Consider the following 17891-nt stretch of genomic DNA (forward strand, 5'->3'; position numbering starts at 1 on the left):
GCCTGGACCCCGAAGGCGGCGAAGCGTTCCGGACCGCCATCCACGCGTTGTCCAAACCCCAACCCGCCGCCGACGATGTGGACCTGCGCTCGACCGACCAACGCCAGGCCGACGCCCTGGTCGCCTTGATGACCCAGGCCCTGCAAGCCGGTGACCTGCCCAAGGTCGGGGGCGAGCGCCCGCACATCAGCGTCACCATCGACTACGCCGACCTCCGCGACGGCCTCTCCAGCGGCTGGGCCTCCTGGGGCGGGCCGATGACGGCGAAGACGATCCGGCGGATGGCCTGCGACGCCAAGATCATCCCCGTGGTCCTGGACACCATGGGCATCCCCCTCGACGTCGGCCAAGCCCAGCGCACCGTCACCGGCCCCCTCCGCACAGCGTTGGCCGTCCGCGACAAGGGGTGCGCGTTCCCCGGGTGCACGATGCCCGCCGCCTGGACCGACGCCCATCACGTGATCCACTGGTCCGAAGGCGGGCCGACGGCCCTGTGCAACACGGTGTTGTTGTGCCGACATCACCACACCGTGATCCACGACGGCGACTGGGAGATCGAGTTCGACAACGGGTTACCGGTGTTCATCCCACCCTCCTGGGTCGACCCGGCGCGACAACCCCGCCGCAATATCCGGACGGCGTGGCAGACGATGCTGCCGACCGGCGGTGGTCGGTACGAGAACCCGGGGTAGTGGGCTGGCGGGTCCCGGATCGCTCTCCCGCAGGTAGGTGCCGTCGTCCTGGACGGGTGACCACGGCTGCCCATCGCTGGGTTCCTGGGTGGGTTGGCCTGCCGGGGCTGAGTCCAAAGATCGGTTTGCTGTGAAAGGTAACGGGTTGCTGGGAGGACGGGAGGATGCTCAACGGGCTTCGGACGGTGTACGCACGCAGCGTGAGTTGGCGCAGGAACCCCGCCCGAGCCGATGCTCAGCGCGCTGGAAGGACGGGGCACAACCCAACGAAACCCCTCACCCAGCAACGCCAGCCCAACGGAACCCCGAGCTACAACCAGGGCAAGACCCGAAAAGCAGATGCCCAGTCCACCGGACCGCGCATCTCACGTCCACAGTGGACCCAATGCGATGCGCCGGACAGCTCATGGATCATGACGGGCCAGGACGCGGCGATGCCCCTCTCCAGGCGTGCTCGCGGTTCTCCGTAGGCGACGGGCGGACAGCATGCCGGAACGGCGGTACTCGCCGCGATCGCGACTGCGCATGCCACCCCGTTGCTGCGTGGTGGCTCCGACGCCTGTTCTCCGTCTCGGTCGGCTTGCGGCCCAGGGCATACGTGCGAGTTGTTCGGCTGCACGCCGCCATGCGGCTGGGCGGAGATCGCGCAGCGGGCCGGGGGCTATGACCAGGCGCACCTGCTCTCCGAGTTCCGCGCGGCGGTCGGGTGCTCGCCCGCTGCCCTTGGCCGTCTTCTCCGAGCCACCGCCGACGGCTCCCGAGCACGATCACGGTCACGGTCGATGAGAGAACGTGGTTCGCCGAGGCCGTGCGTTCCACCGAGCACCGGTGCACACCGCAGCGGTACGTGATCGGCACACTCGTTGACAGTGAACAGCTAGACGGGCACGAGACCACGACGTTGGCTCATACCGCCCAGTGGGGGCGGTGACGGGTTCGCCACCGCTCCCACCGTTGTCGCCGCGACCGGGTGCTGCCGGTGATCGCCTCCGCGAACCGTGATCCCGACGTGTTCAACGATCCATCCGGACCGCATCGCCTTGCTTGAGCGGTGTTGGCGGATTCCCGACGGCGGGACGGTCACCGAGCGCACGCCGGTCGGTGTGGACGTGGCACGGCTGGATCTCAGCCCCGCTTGCGAATGATGTCGATCAAGCGGGAGGTGCCGTCCGCGCCGTGGCCCTCCGCGACGGCCTGCTCCATCAGCGACTCCATGTAGGCCGGGGCGTCCGCGTTCACTCCGGCCGCCACGCGGGCCTCGACCATGTGGCGCATGCCGCGCGCCTGCATCGCCAAGGAGGAGCCGGTGTCGGGGTGGTGACCGGAGTCCGTGTTCTCGGCGAACTCGGGCAGCCAGGTGAGCACCGCGTTGAGCCACCCACCGGCTAACGGGTTCAGCGAGACCGCGTCCTGCCCTGCCGCCGTGACCAGCGCGACGGCGTGCAGGTAGCCGCTGAACACCTCGTACATCAGGCCCAGCAGCGCGAGGTCGTAGACCAGCGGCAAGCCCGGGTCCGCACCGAAGAACTTGGCGGAGCCGAACAGCTCCAGCGTCGAGGACCACTGGTCGAACGCCCGCTCCGAGCCGCCGTAGAGCAGGAGGGACTCCGGCAGGCCGATCATCGGCGGAATGGCCGTGATCGCGCCGTCCACGTAGTCGATGCCGTGCTCCGTGGCCCACGACGCCATCGAACGGGCCTGCTCCGGGGTTCCGGTGGTCAGGTTGACGAGCACACGGCCACGCAGCTTCTCCGCCACCGGGTCGAGCACGGAACGCAGCGCCGCGTAGTCCAGGACGCACGCGATCACCAGTTCGCTCGCGGCGACAGCCGCGGCCACGGAGTCGGCGCGGGTCGCGCCCTTCTCCACGAGTGCGTCGGCCTTCTCCGGCGAACGGTTCCACACGGTGACGGGGTGGTCGTTGGCGAGCAGGGTCTCGGCGAGGGCGGTGCCCATCGCGCCGAGGCCGATGACAGTGACGGGGTTGTTGGTCATGGGGTCACCGTGCGCCGGGCCGCTCTCGATCCACTCTCGACGATCTCTCGGGATCAGCCCTTCCACCACCGAACATGCCGGTAGCCTGCACTGATGCGACACCTGCGTACCGCGATCGCGGTAGTGGCCGCCATCATCGCCCTCGGCGCGTGCAGCGTCGCGCACCCCGGGACGCCGAAGGCCGGACCGTCGACGCGGAACGTCGCGGAGGAGCTGGACAACACCAAGGAGAGCGACCTCCGCAAGGTGTTCACCAGCAGCGCGCAGCAGGTCAACGACTACTGGAACAGCGACCGGATGCGGGACGCCAAGCCGCGCCAGCCGCAGCCGGGTGGCGGGGACGTGCCCAAGGACGAGCCCGCCGGTGTCGTCATCCAGCCCACCACCGGCCCGGTCGGGCCGACGAAGCCGCTGCCGAGCGACTCGACCGGGTCGGTGTGGTCCAGGGCCGGGCTCAGCGCCAGCACCGTCGGACGGCTGTACATGTCCTGGGGGGCGGTCAGCAGTGTCTGCTCCGCCTCGGTGGTGAACTCCAGCTCCGGAGTGCTGGTGGCCACCGCGGCGCACTGCATCTGGGACACCTTCCGCGGCTGGGGCTGGGCGGACAACGTCATGTTCATCCCCGGTGACACCAACCGGCAGGGGCCCTACGGCCGGTGGGTGGCGGAGAGCATCTACGCGCCGTCGCAGTTCACCGCGACCGCGAAGGCGACGGAAACCAGCACCTCCGGCGACGGGTGGGCCTACGACATCGCGTTCCTGCGGATGCGCCCGCTCGGCGGCAAGAACATCAGGGATGCCTTGGGCGGTCAGGGAATCGCCTTCGACGCGAAAGCGGAGAGCGTTCGCTCCATCGGCTACCCGACCATGCCGCCGTTCGACGGCAGCACCATGCGCTCGTGCTCGTCGCCGACGTGGACCGCCAACCGGAACAACACCTTCACGATGCCGTGCGTGATGACCCCCGGCTGCTCCGGTGGTCCCTGGTACACCCGCTTCGACGACGACAGGGGCGTTGGCTACCTGGTCTCGACGAACTCGACGGGCGACCGGACGCGGATCAACGGCTCCCTGCTCGGCAAGGTCGCCTACGACATCTACAAGCGCGCCGACTCAGGAGCCTGATCAGGCGTTCGTGCCGCCGTCGACGGTGAAGACCGAGCCGGTGATGTTGCGGCCGGCCGGACCCGCGAGGTAGGCCACCGTCTCGGCGATGTCGCTCGCGGCGGCGTAGCGGCCCAGCGCCGTCAGGGAGCGCTGGTGGTCGGCGGACTCGCCGTCGGCCGGGTTCATGTCCGTGTCGGTGGAGCCGGGCTGCACCAGGTTGGCGGTGATGCCCCGCTCGCCCAGGTCACGGGCCAGGCCCTTGGTGAAACCGATCAGCGCGGACTTGCTCATCGCGTACAGCGCCACCCCGGCGAAGGGCACCCGCTCGGCCAGGTTGCTGCCGATGCTGATGATCCGCCCGTCCTCGGTCATGTGCCGCAGCGCCGCCTGGCTGGCCAGGAACACCGCGCGGGCGTGGATGGCCAGGGTGCGGTCGACCTCCTCGGTGGTCACCTCGTCGATGACGCCGAACGGGAAGACACCCGCGTTGTTGACCAGGATGTCGAGCCTGCCGAACTCGGCGGCGGCCTGGTCCACCGCGCTCACCACCGCGGTGGCGTCGACGTTGTCGGCGGGGATGGCCACCGCCCGTCCGCCCTTGGCCTTGATCTGGTCGACGACCTCGTCGGCGCGGTCCTTCGCGCTGACGTAGGTGATCGCGACGTCGGCGCCGAGTTCGGCCAGTCTGCGGGCGATGGCGGCGCCGATCCCCCGGCTGCCCCCGGTGACCAGTGCCGCCCTGCCAGCGAGCTCCGACATGCTTCCTCCATTTTTGTGCCAGTCGATACATAAATAGTCTCACCGGTCGGAGCGGCCATCGTCAAGTAGATTCGTGGTGTTCGATACAGAAATCGAGGTGCCACCATGGCTGGCCGCGGCAGACCACGCGCCTTCGACCGGACGACGGCGCTGCGCAAGGCGATGACCGTGTTCTGGGAGCACGGCTACGAGGGCGCCTCGCTCACGGACCTGACCACCGCGATGGGGATCAACTCACCGAGCCTGTACGCCGCCTTCGGCTGCAAGGAGCAGCTGTTCCGAGAGGCGGTCGCCCACTACGGCGAGACCGACGGCAGCTGGACCATGCGGGCGCTGCACGAGCACCCCACCGCGCGGGCCGCCCTCGCCGAGGCGCTGCGGGGCAACGTGCTGGCCTTCACCAACCCGGACACGCCCGCAGGCTGCATGATCGTGCTCGCCGCCACCACCTACACCGACCGCAGCGAGGGCGTCCGCGACCACCTCGCCGAGATGCGCCGCTCCACCGAGCAGGCCTTCCGCGAACGCGTCGAGCGCGGCATCGCGGAGGGTGACGTGCCCACCGGCGCCGACGCCGCCAAGATCGCCGCGTTCTACAACACGATCCTCCAGGGGCTGTCGATCCAGGCGCGCGACGGCGCGGACCGCGAGTGCCTGTCCGCCACCGCGGAGTCGGCGATCGCAGCGTGGGACTTGCTCATCGCCTGACCCCGGCCTGGGTTACCGTTGCGTCGTGCGCTTCGGGGTGCTCGGGCCGCTGGAGGTCCGGACGTCGGACGGCCAGCTCGTCCGCGTGCCCGAGGCCAAGGTCCGCGCGCTGCTCGCCGACCTGCTCGCCGCAGATGGCCGCTCCGTCTCCGCCGACCGGCTCACCGAGGACCTGTGGGGCGATGTCCAGCCCCGCAACCCGGCGAGCGCGTTGCAGACCCGCGTCTGGCACCTGCGCCGCGCACTGGACGGGGCCGAGCCGGGTGCGCGGGAGCTCGTCGTATCCGGACCGGCGGGCTATCGGCTCAGCGCCCGCACCGACGCCGAGGAGTTCCGCGACCTCACCGGACGTGCACGGTCCACAAAGGACGTTCGCAACCGGAAGGCGTTGCTCATCGACGCGCTGGCGTTGTGGCGGGGCGCGGCGTTCGCGGACTTCGCCGACGAGGAGTTCACCCGCGCCGCGATCACCCGGCTCGACGAGGAACGCCTTGTCGCGATGGAGGATCTGGCCGAAGCACGCCTGGAGCTCGGCGAGCACGCTCAGCTCGTCGCCGAACTGAGCGCCCTCACCGCGCAGCACCCGCTGCGGGAGCGGTTGCGCGCGGCGCACATCACCGCGCTGTACCACTCGGGGCGGCAGAGCGAGGCCCTCGCCAGCTACGAGGACCTGCGCACACATCTGCGCGACCAGCTCGGCATCGACCCCGGTCCCGCACTGGCCGAACTGCACCGCGCGGTGCTGAACCAGGACATCAAGGCCGCGCCCAAGGGAAACCTGCCAACACCGCTCACCGACCTCATCGGCCGGGAGACCGCTGTGCGACGGGTGCGCGAACTGCTCGACCGGAGCAGGCTGGTGACGCTCACCGGCCCCGGTGGGGTGGGCAAGACGCGGCTCGCCATCGCCGCCGCCTCCAGCATGGCGGACCAGTTCCCGGACGGCGTGTGGCTGGTCGAGCTCTCCGGCCTCGATCGCGGTTCCCACGCCGAGGTGACCGACCTCGTGTCCACTGTGGTCGGTGTCCGCGACGATCCGACGGCGGAACCGTTGGCACTCGCAGATCGGCTCGTGGGAGCGTTTCGCGGCAAGCGGTCGCTGCTCGTGCTGGACAACTGCGAGCACCTGGTCGAGCCGGTCGCGGAACTGGCTGAGCGCTTGCTGACCAAAGCCCCGGAGCTTCATGTGCTCGCCACGAGCCAGGAAGCCCTCACGGTCACCGGCGAGCTGCTGTGGCCGGTCCCGCCGCTCGAAGGCGCCGACGCGGTGCAGCTGTTCGCCGCACGGGCGGCGGAGTTCACCCTGACCGAGGGCAACGTGGAGGCCGTGGCGGAGATCTGCCGACGGCTGGACGGTCTCCCCCTGGCGCTGGAGCTGGCCGCGACGCGGGTCCGGGCGCTGGGCGTGCACGAGCTGGCGAGTCGGCTGGACGACCGGTTCCGCTTGCTGGCCAAGGGAAAACGCGGCGGTCCGAAGCGCCAGCAAACCCTGCGGGCAATGATCGACTGGAGCTGGGAGCTGCTCAGCGACGCCGAGCGCGCGACCCTGCGGCGGCTCGCGGTGTTCTCCGACGGCTGCACGCTCGCGGCGGCGGAGGAGATCTGCGGATCCACGGTGGACCTGGTTGCCCGGCTCGTCGACCGCTCGCTCGTCACCGGCCAGCGCTTCCGGCTGCTCGAATCGGTCGGCGCCTACGCTCTGGACCGCCTCACCGAGGCTGGCGAAGTGGACGAGACACGCCGAAAGCACTGCGAGTACTACACAAAACTCGCCGAGCGGGCCGAACGACACCTACGCGGCCGTGACCAGAAGCTCTGGCTGGAACGCCTCGACGCCGAGGCCGCCAACCTCCGGGCGGCACTGGACCACGCCGACCACGACACGGCCGTGCGCTTGGTGAACGCGCTGGCCTGGTACTGGTTCCTGCGAGGCAGGCACGGTGAGGCGCGGAGGGCGCTCGCCCGCGTGCGCGACGCCGAGGCGGCCACGTGGCAGGCGGGATTCGCGATCCTCGCGCACGAGGAACCCGATCCTCAGCGGCGCGTGCGTGAGGCGCTGCGGAACTACGGCAGCCCGCGCGCGGTGTGGTTCCTCGGCTTGGCCCAGAACGGGGTCGGCGACCTCCGCGACAGTGACGACATGATCGCGAAGGCGTTGGCGGCATTCCGGGAGAACGGGGATCGGTGGGGTGAGGCCGCCGCCCTGAGCACGCAGACCGCCACCGGCAGAGACCTCGCTGAGTCCACCAAGGACGCCGAGCGCAGCGCGGAGCTGTTCGCGGAGCTCGGTGACGACTGGGGGCGGTTGCGGGCGGCGCAGAAGCTCGCGCAGCTGGCCGAGGTGGCAGGCGACTACGCGCGGGCCGAACGGTTGCTCGCCGAGGCGCTCGCGCTCGCCGAGGACCTCCAGCTGTGGACCGAGGTGTCCTACCTGCTCTCCCGGCGCGGCCGGATCGCACTGCTCTCCGGCGATCACGCCACCGCCGCCGAGCTGCACGAGCGGGCCCGCCGGATTGCCGTGGACCAGTCACACCAACGCAACGAGCAGTTCGCCGAGATCGGGCTCGGGCTCGGGGCACGCAGGCAAGGCAGGCTCGACGACGCGGAGCGGCACCTGCGCGCGTGGCTGGACTGGTGCCGCCGCATCGACGGTGAGGCGGGCGCGGCCCTGATCCTCGCCGAGCTCGGCTTCGCCGCTGAACAGCGCGGGGCCGCCGAAACCGCGCTGGAGCTGCACGAACAGGGCCTCTCCGCGGCCACGGCCGCCGGTGACCCGAGAGCGGTCGCACTGGCGCTGGAGGGGTTGGCCGGCGCGCACGCTCTGGCCGGGCGGACCGAGCGCGCGGCGCGGCTGCTCCAGGAGGCCGAGCGCAAGCGCGAGTCGGTCGGCGCTCCCCTGCCACCCGCAGAACGCGGCGACGTCGATCGTGTTCGCGCGCGGCTGACCGGCCGATCGGCTGATGGCGGGTAACCGAAAGACAGAGGCGGTCCCCCGCGCGCGAAGCCACAGTGGACGAGACGTGAACCTCGTCCTGAAAGGCTCGGCATGACAGGCAGAAAGGCCGACCGGCGGCGTCCGGCCGCGACGGTGGCGAGCGCAGTGGTGACCGCCGCGCTGCTCCTCGGAGCTGACCCCGCTGCGCTGGCGGGTCCCGCCGCGACTCCGGGCTCGCCCGGTCTCGGCGACAAGCTCCTCCCCGGCTTGGGCAACGGCGGCTACGACGCGCAGAAGTACACGGTGGACTACCGATTCGAGCCTGGTGTGTCCACGATGGACTCGCGCACGACCATGGTCGCTGTCGCCACCCAGGAGCTGTCCCGGTTCACCATGGACTTCGCGGGCGGCACGGTGTCGGAAGTGCAGGTCAACGGGCAGCGCGCCCCCTTCGCCATCGAGGGCGAGGAGCTGGTGATCACCCCAGCCCGTCCACTGCGCAAGGGGCGGAGCTTCACCACCGAGGTCCGCTACGTCGCCGACCGCGACGCCAAAGTCGCGTCCCCGGTGGACGAGACGGCGGGGTGGGGCCGCAACAGCGACGGCGGCTTCTCCTTCTGGTCGCAGCCGGACCGCGCCCATCTGTTCTTCCCCAGCAACGACCACCCGTCCGACAAGGCGCAGTTCGTCTTCCGCGTGGACGTGCCGCAGGGGTGGAACGTGGTGGCCAACGGGCTGCTGCACTCGTGGACGAACAACGGCGGACGGGATCGCTTCGAGTACCGCACCGTGCACCCGATCACCACGCAGATCTCACAGGTCGCGGTCGGCAAGCTGACCACGGTTCCTGGCACCGGCCCCGGCGGTCTCCCGCTGCGCAGCGCGGTTCCGACCGACAAGGCCGGTGCGGTGCGGCCCGCGCTCGACAAGATCCCCGCGCACCTCGCCTGGCTGGAGAACAAGCTCGGCCGGAGGTTCCCGCTGGAGACCTATGGCGTGCTCGGCGTGCACGGCCCGTCACCGGTGAACACCTGGGCGCTGGAGAACGCCACGCTGTCCACGTTCCCGGTCTCCTCTCTGCTCAACGCCGAGGAGGTGGAGCCGGTCATGGTCCATGAAGCCGCCCACCAGTGGTTCGGCAACTCGGTGTCCTTCGCCGGGTTCTCCGACGTGTGGCTCAGCGAGGGGTTCGCGACGTACTTCGACCACCTGTGGACCGCGGAGACCACGAAGAAGCCGATGGGCGAGATGTTCCGACAGGCCTACGAGCGGGACCAGCAGATCCGCGATGAGGCCGGCTCGATCGTTGTTTCCCCTATCCCCGAAGCCATTTTCGGGCTGGCGCGCGGCGGTGGCTCGCTCGTCGTCTACGCGCTTCGGCAGCAGGCGGGCGAGCAGGGGTTCCAGCGGATCATGCAGGCGTTCCTCGACCGGTTCCGGGACCGCTCGGCGACCACCGAGCAGTTCCAGCGGCTGGTGACCGAGGTCGGCGGCCCAGAGACCGGCGCAGTGCTGGACGCGTGGCTGCACGCGAAGCGAACACCGCCGATGCCCGGCCACCCGGACTGGAAGCCCGGCAGTTGACAGCCTGAAGTGTGAGTGGTTTATTACTCACATGGCACGAGTCCTCTCCACGGCCGACGAGCGCAGGGAAACGGTCCTGCGCACGGCGGTCGGCACCTTCGCGACGCGCGGCTACTACGGCACCACGACCACCGAGGTCGCCAAGCGCGCCGGGATCTCCCAGGCGTACGTCTACCGACTGTTCCCCAACAAGGAAGCGCTGTTCGTCAGCGTGGTCGAGCGCACGTTCGACCAGGTCAGGGACGCGCTCGCCCGGGGGGCCGCCGCCGCGAAGGGCAGCGGGCCGGAAGCGGTGCTCGGCGCGATGGGCGACGCTTACGCCAAGCTCATCGCCGACCAGGACCTCCTGCTCGTCCAGATCCACGCCCAGGCGGCGGCCGCCTCCGAACCGGTCGTGCGCGAAGCCGTGCAGCGGGGCTACGCGGTCATGGTCGAGTACGTGCGCAGCGTCTCCGGCGCCCCGGAGTCCGACATCCAGCACTTCTTCTCCGTCGGCATGCTGTGCCACCTCGTGGTGGCGATGGGCGCGGAGAAAGTGGACGCCCCCTGGGCGAAGCTGCTCTCCAACGGCATCCGGCACTACTGACCCAGCCCGCCCCGCGCGGTCCTTTTCCTTACTCACAGAGTGAGTGATTAACCACTCTCTTCATCGAGGAGTTCAGATGACCAGCACCGCCGAGATCGTCCTGCCCGGAGCCGTCGAGCCCGGCGGCCTCGAACTGCGCCACCGCACCCTGCCCGCGCCCGCCGAGGGGCAGGTGCTGGTGCGCGTCGAGGCCAGCGGAGTCTCCTTCGCGGAGCAGCAGATGCGCCGCGCGAAGTACTACGACCAGCCCCCGTTCCCCTTCGTGCCCGGCTACGACCTGGTCGGCGTCGTGACCGCCGTCGGCCCCGGCGTCGACCGCGCGATGGTCGGCGGGCGCTACGCGGCGTTGACCAAGACCGGCGGCTGGACCAGCACGGCGCTGCTGGACTCGGCGGACCTCGTCCCGGTCCCGGACGGCGTCGATCCGGCCGAGGCGGAGACGGTCGTGGTCAACGGGATCACCGCGTGGCAGATGCTGCACCGGATCGCCAAGGTCCGAAGTGGACAGACGATCCTGGTGCTCGGCGCGAACGGCGGCGTCGGCTCCACCCTGGTCCAGCTCGCCAGGCACGCAGGGGTGCGGGTGATCGGCACCGCGTCGGCTCGGCACCACGACGCCGTTCGGGCGCTGGGCGCGACTCCGATCGACTACCGCGCCAGTGACGTCGTCGCACAGGTCCGGGCCCTGGCGCCCAACGGGGTCGATGCCGTCTTCGACCACGTCGGTGGCCCCGGCATCGTCGACTCCTACGACCTGCTCGCGCCGCGCGGCACCCTTGTCTCGTACGGCACCGCCGCCACGCGCGACGACGTCGGCAGTTCGCGCCTGCCGGTCCTCAAGCTGTTCGCGCGCCTCTTGTGGTGGAACGCGTTGCCCAACGGGCACAAGGCGAGCTTCTTCAACATCTGGGCGGGCAAGCGGAACCGGGCGAAGTTCCTGGCGAAGCTGCACGAGGACCTCGGCAAGGTCTTCGAGCTCCTGGCCGCCGGAGTGCTCACGGCCCAGGTCGCCGCGCGCGTCCCACTGGCCGAGGCCGCGGCGGCGATGGAGCTCGCGGAGTCCGGAACCGTCGTCGGCAAGGTCGTGCTCGTCCCCTGACGGCTTTCGCAGGACTACGGAGTGAGTGATCAACCACTCAGATCAGGAGCCACGTCATGCGCTTGGCCGTCCCGGCGACCGCCGCCGGGTTCTCCTCGCCGGGACAACGGTGTTCGGCCCGTGCTGTCCCTCGCGGTCTCCGGTGCGGGCTGCGCGGCGGGCGTGCCGACCAGCGCGCTCGGCTGACCGTCGATCTTCCTCGCGACGCTGCCCGTCGTCGTCACGATCGCCGTGACGACACCGCACGCGTACCGACCGACAAGCCCGCTCCCGCAGGGGTTTTCGCCCAGCTGCGGCTGTTCACCACTGCTGGCCGGGCTCACGCAGCCGCCTCTGACCTTGAGCGACATCGTGGGTTCGGCGCTCGGGCCCGGCATCACCGACGTGCACGAGAGGTCCTTAGCGAACACGTGGTGGCGCGCCTGGGACACCCGAAGGCGGCGGAGCAGCCGCTCTGGCGCGACGGGAGGAGGGTGCGACCGTGTGGCCGCACCCTCCCCCCGGCAGGGGTTTCCTTTAGCAGTACAGGTTCCCGCCCGGATCGACACCGAGGATCCTGGTGAAGTTCCGATACGCGTTGACCCGGCTCTCGACCTGTGCGGGGTTGCGGCCACCGCACTCCAGGCTGCCGTTGATGCTGCGGATCGTCTCGCCGAAGCCACGGCCGTTGACCATCGCGTTGTGCGGGGTCATGGTGCCGGGGCCGTTCTGGGTGTTCCAGTACCAGAGCGCGGTCTTCCAGGCCACAGCCGCGTCGTTCTGCACCAGGTACGGGTTGCCGAGCAGGTTGATGCCCAGCGCGTCACCGGCGGCCTTGTAGTTGAAGTTCCAGCTCAGCTGGATCGGCCCGCGGCCGTAGTACGCGGCCTGACCGGCGGGGCAGCCGTAGGGCTGGCCCCAGTCGCAGTAGTGCGGGTAGTTCGCCGTGTTCTGCTCGACGATGTGCACCAAACCGCCGGTCTCGTGGTTGGCGTTGGCCAGGAACGCCGCGGCCTCCTGCTTCTTGGTGACGTCGCTGCCGGTGTTGGCGAAGCCGGGGTACGCGCTCAGCGCCGCGGTCAGCCCCTGGTAGGTGTAGAAGGGGTTCCTGTTCGGGAACATCTGGTTGAACTGGGCCTCGCTGACCACGAAGCCGGCCGGGTTGCCGGGGTTCCCGCCGCCGTCGCAGTTGTGCGGCTCCCAGTACCAGGTGCTGATCACCGGGTCGTAGCCCGGGTTGGCGTTCTTCGCGCGGTAGTACCCGCCGTTGGTGTAGCGGACGATCGCGCCGACGTCGTACCACTGGCCCGCGACCCAGTTGGGAGCGCTGCACGCGGCGGCCGCCTGCGGTTGTTCCGTGGCGGAGGACGACGTCGGCAGGCCGACGGAGAGCGCGACCGCCGCGGCCACGGCGGACAACGACGCGATGATGCGTTGCCTGAACACGCGATCACTCCTTCATGCTGTGCGGAGCCGCGCGCTACAGGGGACGCGCGACTTCGGCGGCAGAGGTGTCAGGAGTGCTCGTCGGCGGCTGACGAACGTCTGTGACGCAGCCCACTACACCGGAGTGGTCTAAACCAGTCAAGACGTAAGGCGTAGTTTCTTCAGATCTTCAGCCGCCCGGACGCAACCCGGCCGACGAAGTCGGAGATCAGCGGCGCGATCTCGTCCAGCTTCTCCTCCAGAGCGAAGTGCCCCGTGGCGAACAGGTGCAGCTCCGCGTCGGGCACGTCGCGCAGGAACGCCCGCGCACCCGCCACGTCGAAGAAGATGTCGCCGGTGCCCCACACGATCAGCGTCGGCGGCCGGTGCTCGCGCAGCCAGCGCTGCCACTCCGGGTAGAGCTCGACATTGCTGTGGTAGTCCAGCCCGAGCTGGACCTGGATGTCCTTGCGCCCGGGCAGGTCCAGGAAGTGCTGGTCCAGCGTCCATCCGTCCGGCGAGATGGCCGCGACGTCGGAGGTACCGCCCTCGTACTGCGCACGGGTGAACGGCAGCGTCAGCATGGCCCGCACCCGCTCGTCGGCACCGGACTGCCCCTTCCGGTTGGCGATGAACTCGGTCGCGACCTCACCGAGCCCGTCGGTGTAGGCGTTGCCGTTCTGCACGATCAGCCCCGCGATCCACTCGGGGTGCCGGGTGGCGACGCGGAAGCCGATCGGCGCGCCGTAGTCGAAGACGTACATGACGAACCGCCGCAGCCCCACGGCCTCGACGAAGCCCTCGACCACTCCGGCCAGCCAGTCGAAGGAGTACTCGACGTCGGGGGTGTCGCTGTGCCCGAACCCCGGGTAGTCGGGCGCGATCACGTGGTAGCGGTCGGCCAGCCTCTCGATGAGGTGCCGGAACTGGTGCGAGGCCGAGGGAAACCCGTGCAGCAGCAACAGGGTCGGGGCGTCCCGTGGCCCCGCCTCGCGGTAGAAGACCCGAACCCCGTCGACCTCGACGAACCGATACGCCATCTCACATGCCTCCTTGGGTTGAAGATGCATTAGGTATAGCCGGTCCTGACTAATGGGTCAAGAGCATGGATTACCATTAGCCACATGTTCCCGTTGCTCGGCGAGCCGCTGCCCATCGACCTGGTCAACACGCGCGTGTCGACCGGGGACCTGCTCACCACCCCCGCGGCGCTGGCAGCCTGGATAGACGAGCAGTCCGACCGGCTGCCGCCGCTGGCCCGCGTCGAGCTCGCCCCGGTGCTCACCCTGCGCGACCACATCTACGCCGCAGTGCAGGCGGCGCGCATCGGCACGGCCCCACCGCCGAAGTCCCTGTCAGCGCTGACCGAGGCCCACCGCGCCGCACCGCTCTACGGCGAGCTGTCCTGGACCGGCTCGGCGGTGACCACGACACCCCGCCGCGCGGCGGACGCGACCACCCTGTTCCTGGCGACACTGGCCGAGGCGACGGCGGACCTGCTGACCAGCCCGGCGATCACCAAGGTCAGCCAGTGCGAAGGCCCGGAGTGCCTCCTGCTGTTCCTCCCGGCCCACCCCCGGCGCCGCTGGTGCTCCCCCAAGATCTGCGGCAACCGGGTCCGAGTGGCCCGCTACTACCACCGCCACAAGGACTGAGCGGAGATCCGCCCACCCCCACCCACGCCTTGCCCTCCCGCACAGCGATCGGCGATCCTGGAATCGGGGGGTCCCCAGGCGCGGGCGAAAGCCACCCTCGCCCGCGCGGGACCCGACAGCACCCGGCGGCGACCGCGCCGCGTGCGGAGTGGCGGCAACAGCGCATCCGGGGCGGAGATCGCGCCGCGTGCGGGATGGTGACCGCGCCGCGTGCGGAGTGGCGGCGACAGCGGCGGTCGCTACACGCTCAGGAGCTGGCCCTCAGCGAGTCATGGTTTAGCTCAGCGTCAGCTGTCGTCACGGTCGTGGAGGGGCGCGTAATCGCGGAGACCTCGGTAGTCACGACTGCCGTAGTCGTGGAGGCGGCGAAGGTAACGCCCGGTCTTGTGCCACTCGGAATGGTCGCCGGCGTCCATCGCCGCCGCCACCTCCACGAGATCCACCCACTCCTGCTGCAAGCCCTCCTCGTCTGCCCGGAAAAGGAGGTCGCTCAGCAGGCCCGGATGGACGGACTCCGCCAGCTCCAGCGACCGGGACGACGGGACCTTCTGGACAGGCAGCTTCATCAGCCACCTCAGGAACTCCAGACAGTCCCCCTTGGTCCACCGCACGCCTTGGGCGCCGAAGATCTGGTAGGCCCGGTGGGCAATCTCCGTCGTCGTCTCGACGGAGACAGACTCATGCAGGTCGGGCAGGTGCAGCGGCGCCTTCCGCACGGCGGTGGACATGCCAACGAGGAAGCTGGCGACGCTTTCCAGCCACGACAACGACTCCGGCCCGTCGTAGTACTGGAGGTCGTCGATGACGGAGTGCCCCATGCGCAGCAGCGACTCGGTGCGCACGTCTCCGCGCAGGCGCGCCGCCATGAGCTGGTCGAATGCCGAGATGAACAGCGGCGGTGGGTGCCGGAGGCTGCCGTGGACGTTGCCCAGCGAGAACAGCACCGCGCGGAACCCCTCGCTGTCCAGGCCGGCCGACCACAGGTTCACCGTGCTCCGCCACGCCTCCTCCACCTCGGTGTCCGGCCACAGGTCCGTCAGGGGCACGTCACCACTCGAATCCACGAGAACGCGCAGCAGCACCAGGTTCGCCGAGTACGCCGCCGACGGCCGGACGACATCTGTCCGAAGTGGACGGTAGTCTGGGTAGCGATGAGCGGGACGGCGCTGCCGATAGCCGCCGATCAGCGTCGTCAGTGTCTTGACCACGTCCTCCCGCTCAGATGGCGCGAGCCGACCGAAGCGCTCCCGGACGAACGTGACCGTGGGCGCCTGGATCGCCAGCGGCTGGTGCGAGAGCAGAGTGAACAACAACTCGTCATCGGGGTCGCGATAACGCCTGCCCCGCAAGGAAACCTCGGCCACCTCTCGCAGCTCCTCGACCACCCGGGCGGCGACAAGGTGCTCGTTGAACGTGGCGTGCAGGAACTCGTAGCTTCGCTGCACCGAGGACGTGACGGCCTCGGCGGAGTGCACGAAGAAGAACTCCCCGAGCAACCGCCCGCCCGCAGGGGACGGTTCGTCGAGACCGCTGAGGTCGGCGCTCAGCTCCGCCTCGGTGATGGACTGACGGCCTCGGTTGAACATACCGAGCGCCGCCGTGGACAACCGGCGCAGCTGGGCTTCGACGGCTTCGGCCAGCTCGCCTTCCCGCAACATCCGGCCCGCGTTCTTCGTCACCTCGCGACGGGCGTAGGTGTCGAAGAGGCGGTCGTACAGCTCCGAGTGGGACAGGTCTGTGTCCGCAGGCGCGACGTCGGGATCACCGAAGTAGAGGGCCAGCATCAGCAGCAGCAACGGCTGGCGGGCCAGATCTCCTTGTGCCAGAGCGGTTTCCGCTGTCATCGGGCGTGCGGACGTCGACTCGTTGCCCCGGTTCCACACCGTGACCCACTCGTGGACCTGGCGGTCGTCGAACTCCTCCAGCTTGATCATGGGAGTGCCGAGCGGGATGCGGACGCGGTCGGCGACCAGGGTGCGCGAGGTAACCACGACCGCGACCGGACTGCCCAGGGCGGCTTCGGTTCGCTGGAACTCCATGACGTCCTTGAGGTAGCCGCCACGGTCGTTCGTGGTCGCCTGCAACAGCTCATCCAGGCCGTCGAGCAGCACGACACGGATCACGTCCTCGCTCTGGTCGGCCAGGTCCTTCCAGCCGACCCTGCCGTTGGTGCGCGCTGACAGCGCCTGCTGGATCTGCTCGGCAACAGGGGCGTCGGCGTCCACGCGGCGCAGCGGCACGCGCACGACCGTGTAGGCCGATTCCGGCAGTCGCGCGGCGAGAACCTTGGTGAGCAAGGACTTTCCGGCGCCTGGATGGCCGAGCAGCAGCAGTGGGAGGCAGGTCGAGTCGGCAGTGCTGAAGTGTCGCGCGAGCACCAGGTCGAGGTCCCGGCCCTGCTTGAAGTTCGACCACCAGTTCTCGTCGGCGGGTCTCGACATGGAGGAAGCCAGGGCGATCCGGAAGCGTGGGGTCAGGAAGATGTCGGCGACCGAGGGGAACACCGCGCCGACGCCGTAGCCGTCGGTGTCCAGCTCGATGACCGGCCGGTCCAGCTCGTCCCGGTTGATCGCGTGGACGGTGGCGCGCAGGTCCCTGGCGGGAGGCTGCGGTGTGGCGACGGTGAGCATGTCCTCAAGCCGGGCGAGCGCCGTCCTGGTCGCGGCGTGCTCGCCGAGGTCCGACCACACCTTGAACTCGTGCACCGTCGTCGCCAGCGTCAGGTAGTCCGAGCGGTACCGCGCGGAGACGAACCCGTGCACCGCTTTCGCGCCGATCTGTCGCCGGGCGACCGACAAGTTCTCGTTCAGGCCACTGAGGAACCTGAAGACGATCTGGAGTCGCCTGTAGGCCCACTCTGCGACCCGGTCGACGTTCTCCTCGAACCCGTGGACCGCCGACGGAGCGGGCACATCGGCCGCGTACAGCAGCCGGACCAGCGACTCGCCCTCCCGCTGCCACGCGTCCGTCGTGAGCATGACTTTCTCGGTGTCGGTGAACTCGACCGCCCCGCGCAGCTGCTCGCCGAGGACGTCGAAGAACGCGGCCATCACCATCGTCGTGTGCGCCGCGACGACGAGCTGGTGGCGCTCAAGACCGTGGCTGCCGTTCACCCGGTCCGACACCGCGTCCAGTGCGCCGCGGGCCAGGCTCATCGCCTCGTTCTTCTGGTCGACCCAGCCCCACAACGCGTTGACGGGCGGCACGACACCCGAGGCCAGGACGGCTCCGCCCAGCACCCCGTTGAGCCGGTCCAGCCAGGGGCGGTCGTGGTGGCCGAGGATCTTCAGGGCCCCGCGGAAGGTGATCGCCGGTTCACGTCGCACGCCGCCCGACTCTAGTGATCACCAAGCCGCTCCAGGGCCGA

The 17891-nt window shown here is 69.8% G+C and carries 13 protein-coding genes; 8 read left to right on the forward strand and 5 right to left on the reverse strand.

Annotated features, from left to right (window positions below; translation table 11 throughout):
* Positions 1 to 692, forward strand: a 692-nt coding sequence (locus ACFFQA_RS33130) for an HNH endonuclease signature motif containing protein (protein WP_377860884.1), incomplete at its 5' end; no start/stop codon positions are given.
* A 1125-nt stretch (positions 693 to 1817) separates the two neighbouring features.
* On the opposite strand, the gene ACFFQA_RS33135 is transcribed toward ACFFQA_RS33130, so the two are convergent.
* Complete coding sequence (locus ACFFQA_RS33135; protein WP_377860886.1) at positions 1818 to 2852, reverse strand: NAD(P)-dependent oxidoreductase; 1035 nt, start codon at positions 2850 to 2852, stop codon at positions 1818 to 1820.
* Between ACFFQA_RS33135 and ACFFQA_RS33140 the strand changes: the two genes are divergently transcribed.
* Positions 2781 to 3812, forward strand: a complete 1032-nt coding sequence (locus tag ACFFQA_RS33140; protein ID WP_377860888.1) for a trypsin-like serine peptidase — start codon at positions 2781 to 2783, stop codon at positions 3810 to 3812. The genes ACFFQA_RS33135 and ACFFQA_RS33140 overlap by 72 nt on opposite strands.
* Here the strand turns inward: ACFFQA_RS33140 and ACFFQA_RS33145 are convergent, their stop codons facing one another.
* Positions 3813 to 4553: a 3-oxoacyl-ACP reductase family protein gene (locus ACFFQA_RS33145; protein ID WP_377860890.1), complete on the reverse strand. Its 741-nt coding sequence runs from the start codon at positions 4551 to 4553 to the stop codon at positions 3813 to 3815.
* Between the two features lie 105 nt (positions 4554 to 4658).
* On the opposite strand from ACFFQA_RS33145, the gene ACFFQA_RS33150 reads away from it, so the two are divergent.
* The 5 genes from ACFFQA_RS33150 to ACFFQA_RS33170 all read left to right on the forward strand — a co-directional run bounded on the left by ACFFQA_RS33150 (position 4659) and on the right by ACFFQA_RS33170 (position 11465).
* Positions 4659 to 5261 carry a TetR/AcrR family transcriptional regulator gene (locus ACFFQA_RS33150; protein WP_377860893.1) on the forward strand — a complete coding sequence of 201 codons (603 nt, stop codon included), beginning with the start codon at positions 4659 to 4661 and terminating at the stop codon, positions 5259 to 5261.
* A gap of 25 nt (positions 5262 to 5286) precedes the next feature.
* The gene (locus tag ACFFQA_RS33155; RefSeq protein ID WP_377860895.1) at positions 5287 to 8232 is read left to right on the forward strand and encodes an AfsR/SARP family transcriptional regulator; all 2946 of its coding nucleotides are present in this window, start codon (positions 5287 to 5289) and stop codon (positions 8230 to 8232) included.
* Between the two features lie 75 nt (positions 8233 to 8307).
* On the forward strand, positions 8308 to 9780 hold the full coding sequence (locus ACFFQA_RS33160; RefSeq protein ID WP_377860897.1) for a M1 family metallopeptidase: 1473 nt from the start codon (positions 8308 to 8310) through the stop codon (positions 9778 to 9780).
* A gap of 31 nt (positions 9781 to 9811) precedes the next feature.
* Entirely contained in the window at positions 9812 to 10366 is a 555-nt protein-coding gene (locus ACFFQA_RS33165; protein ID WP_377860899.1) for a TetR/AcrR family transcriptional regulator, read from the forward strand.
* Between the two features lie 76 nt (positions 10367 to 10442).
* A complete protein-coding gene (locus tag ACFFQA_RS33170) occupies positions 10443 to 11465 on the forward strand; it encodes a medium chain dehydrogenase/reductase family protein (protein ID WP_377860901.1) in 1023 nt (340 codons plus the stop codon).
* Between the two features lie 516 nt (positions 11466 to 11981).
* Here ACFFQA_RS33170 and ACFFQA_RS33175 read toward each other — a convergent pair.
* Positions 11982 to 12890 carry a glycoside hydrolase family 19 protein gene (locus tag ACFFQA_RS33175; protein ID WP_377860903.1) on the reverse strand — a complete coding sequence of 303 codons (909 nt, stop codon included), beginning with the start codon at positions 12888 to 12890 and terminating at the stop codon, positions 11982 to 11984.
* A 161-nt stretch (positions 12891 to 13051) separates the two neighbouring features.
* Positions 13052 to 13909 (reverse strand): alpha/beta fold hydrolase, encoded by an 858-nt coding sequence (locus ACFFQA_RS33180; RefSeq protein WP_377860905.1) that lies wholly within the window; start codon positions 13907 to 13909, stop codon positions 13052 to 13054.
* 84 nt (positions 13910 to 13993) lie between these two features.
* On the opposite strand from ACFFQA_RS33180, the gene ACFFQA_RS33185 reads away from it, so the two are divergent.
* Entirely contained in the window at positions 13994 to 14524 is a 531-nt protein-coding gene (locus ACFFQA_RS33185) for a CGNR zinc finger domain-containing protein (RefSeq protein ID WP_377860907.1), read from the forward strand.
* A gap of 287 nt (positions 14525 to 14811) precedes the next feature.
* Here the strand turns inward: ACFFQA_RS33185 and ACFFQA_RS33190 are convergent, their stop codons facing one another.
* The gene (locus ACFFQA_RS33190; protein WP_377860909.1) at positions 14812 to 17850 is read right to left on the reverse strand and encodes an NACHT domain-containing protein; all 3039 of its coding nucleotides are present in this window, start codon (positions 17848 to 17850) and stop codon (positions 14812 to 14814) included.
* Positions 17851 to 17891 lie beyond the last annotated feature (41 nt).

The sequence above is a fragment of the Allokutzneria oryzae genome (assembly GCF_042429765.1).
Lineage (GTDB): Bacteria > Actinomycetota > Actinomycetes > Mycobacteriales > Pseudonocardiaceae > Allokutzneria > Allokutzneria oryzae.